3 protein-coding genes and 1 pseudogene are annotated in these 2,780 nt (G+C 42.6%); all 4 read left to right on the plus strand.

The genetic code is table 11. The annotated features are described in order from the left end of the window. The coding region (locus tag WEIDD23_RS14015) for a hypothetical protein (protein WP_207644198.1) at window positions 1-495 on the plus strand (495 nt) is incomplete at its 5' end. Beyond that, the gene (locus WEIDD23_RS00985) at window positions 467-1,423 is read left to right on the plus strand and encodes a glycosyltransferase family 2 protein (protein WP_134658974.1); all 957 of its coding nucleotides are present in this window, start codon (window positions 467-469) and stop codon (window positions 1,421-1,423) included. The genes WEIDD23_RS14015 and WEIDD23_RS00985, both read left to right, overlap by 29 nt. 3 nt (window positions 1,424-1,426) lie before the next feature. Continuing rightward, window positions 1,427-2,554, plus strand: coding sequence for an EpsG family protein (locus tag WEIDD23_RS00990; protein WP_062358678.1), 1,128 nt, complete (start codon window positions 1,427-1,429; stop codon window positions 2,552-2,554). After that, window positions 2,551-2,780, plus strand: a pseudogene (locus WEIDD23_RS13350) (transporter); the annotation flags it as partial. The gene WEIDD23_RS00990 and the pseudogene WEIDD23_RS13350, both read left to right, overlap by 4 nt.

Raw genomic sequence — 2,780 nt, forward strand, 5'->3', positions numbered from 1 at the left:
AACCGCGAATTTTCTAAAAGAGAATGGTTGTTCACTAATTGGACTGCGGCCTTTTCCTTGAGAAACGGCGTCAGAATAGGGTTGCTATCGAGTTTGTTATCGATATTGCCATATTTCACACGCTTCTACGATCATCATCTTGCGATACCATTTTTGAAATCTTCTTTTATGAATGGTTATTCACTTTACGAAAGGGAGGTAACGAAGATGGCGTTGACAAATAAGCAACGTCAGGTAACCGACATTTCAGTTTGGCTGATGCGCTATTATCAAATTTTGACTGGATGTGTTAAGCCGCGATCATATAAATTTGGTCGTTATTTAGAGATTCAGGATGTTGATGCCGTGAAGCGTTTATTCCGTAGCCGGGTAAAAATAACAAAGATGGTGGTGCTAAATGATACGGTTACGACACCCGCACAGGAAACTGCTGCTTTAGCAACTATGAAAATTTTGGAGCGACGTTTTGCAAACAAAAGTAACTATGAGAAATAATCGGCAACCAGTACTGTCACTAATTATCGCAGCTTACAATGTGCAGGATGAAATTGCTGCGACGTTGCAATCAGTTTTGACACAAAGACGACAAGAACTGGAGATTATCATTATCGATGATGCTTCCACGGATGCAACGTGGGCTCATTGTCGCCGGTTTGCTGCTCACGAAAACGTTATTCTCCATCGTCATACGTTTAATCGTGGTCTGAGTGAAGTGCGGAATACAGGTATGCGGATGGCGACAGGTGAATGGCTGGCTTTTTTGGATGGCGACGATCAATTGACGCCGGGAGCTATTAATCAAATGGTACAAACATTGGACAGTACGACTGATTTAGTGGTATTTGGTTTCCAAAAAATTCGACAGGGCAACGTTATTCAAGTGTTTAAACCGACCAATAATTTACAGCATATTTACACAGGTGCTTGGAATAAAATTTATCGTCGGCAATTAGTGAGGGACTTGTTATTTCCGCCAGGCCGTTTTTTTGAAGATATGGCTTTTACGGCAATTGCGTTCTTACGGGCTAGTCATGTGAAGGTATTGGAAGCCCCATTAGTTAAGTATTGTGTGCGTGATAGCAGCATTACACAAAGTTCAACCGTTGTGAAGCATGTCGATGTCGTGGCGGTCTTGCAACAGTTAGTTGATTACCGGACGGATGTGGCGCAACCACAAGATGTACCGGCAATTAACATGCTGCTTAATAAGCAACTGTTCAGTCATATGTTTCAGGTTTTACGTTATCGACAGGTGTCCTTAAAGGATAAGGTGGGTGTATTGCGCCAACTATGTCAGGCAAAACGGCGTTGGCAAACAGGTTGGCAATTCGATGACGAATGGCGCCGGCAGTGCAAAGACGTTCTAATTTGGTTAGCTGGCTGCGCGCTAGTCTTGTGCTGGTCCGCTAAAGGTGGTGAGTAAGCAATGGTCGGCGTGTTTTATGGTTTAGTCCTGATTGAATTAATCCTGTTATTGCTTACACCAAGTCGTCAGCAACGGGTGTCGATAGTGTTTTTGGTTCTGTTAGCAATTATATTTGCCTATGTACCGATTACCGTGTCCGACAATTGGGTTTACAACTGGTACTATACACATCCAGAAGTACCAACAAAGTTTGAACCGGTTTTTAATCAGGTCATGCAGATGGCAACTAAGGTGGGATTGTCCTATCAACAGTTTAAATTAGTCATTTTTACGATTGAAATGAGTTGTATGGCTTGGGGGTTAAACATCCTTCAAGTCGATAATAAGCGGGTGGTTTTGTTATGTTATACCGCCATTCAGTTCTTTGAATCGGGGGTACAGCTACGAAATTATTTGATGGCCACTGTCGTTTTCGTTGCCATCGCTTATCTCTGGCGGGACAAACGGTTTGATACGATGTATTTTGTGATGTTGGTGGGTCTAGCCGCCGGCATTCAATTAGCGGCAGTATTCTTTTTATTGTTGTTGCCGATGAGACGATTGCGAACGCGAAACGCACAGTTATGGTTCATTGGTGTCATTAGTGCTGGTGCTTTGTTAATTGCTGTGCCGGTGACACGTCATATTTACGTCTTGATCGTTCAGGCAATTGCCACACGGTTACCGGTGATCGGCCCGAAAATGTTGCAGTACGCGCTTCGGTTCGAGCCAGGTATGATTATCATATTAGACGTGGCGATAGCTGTCGTGTTATTACTGCTATTTTGGCGTCTAGAAGCCATTTTCAAGCAGACAGATAATCAACCACTACAGTCGTCAATTAGGTTAGGCCAGCAAATGGCATTGATTTTTTATAGTATGGTGCCGCTTTATTTGGTGGCCTACAATTTTGATCGTATTTTAATCGATGGGCTAATAGTTGTTTTTGCTATTTTCGCGCAGATATTAGGACAACTAACGCAACGGAATAAGTGGCTCTTATTAGCGATAATGGGGCTTTTAGTAGGAACCTATAGCTTTGCGACTTACCACTATGGCACTAAGTATCACAATACGTACGCACCAATGATTCATGAAAACGCCATGTTCCCAGATAAAACCTATGTGATGAAGGAGGAATGGCGATGATAAATCATGCAACGGCAACGGTTAAAAATACAGTAGTAGCCACGGGAGCACAACTTGTGACACTAGCATCGCAATTTACGATGCAAATCGTTTTTGTGCAGACGATGTCAGCTAATTATTTAGGTGCAAACGGTCTTTTTAATAATTTAATGAATATTTTGTCCTTTGCGGAATTAGGTATCGGAGCGGCCATGACATTTTCGTTGTATCGACCATTAGCGAATCG

It is taken from the genome of Weissella sp. DD23 (assembly GCF_001579105.1).
Lineage (GTDB): Bacteria > Bacillota > Bacilli > Lactobacillales > Lactobacillaceae > Weissella > Weissella cibaria.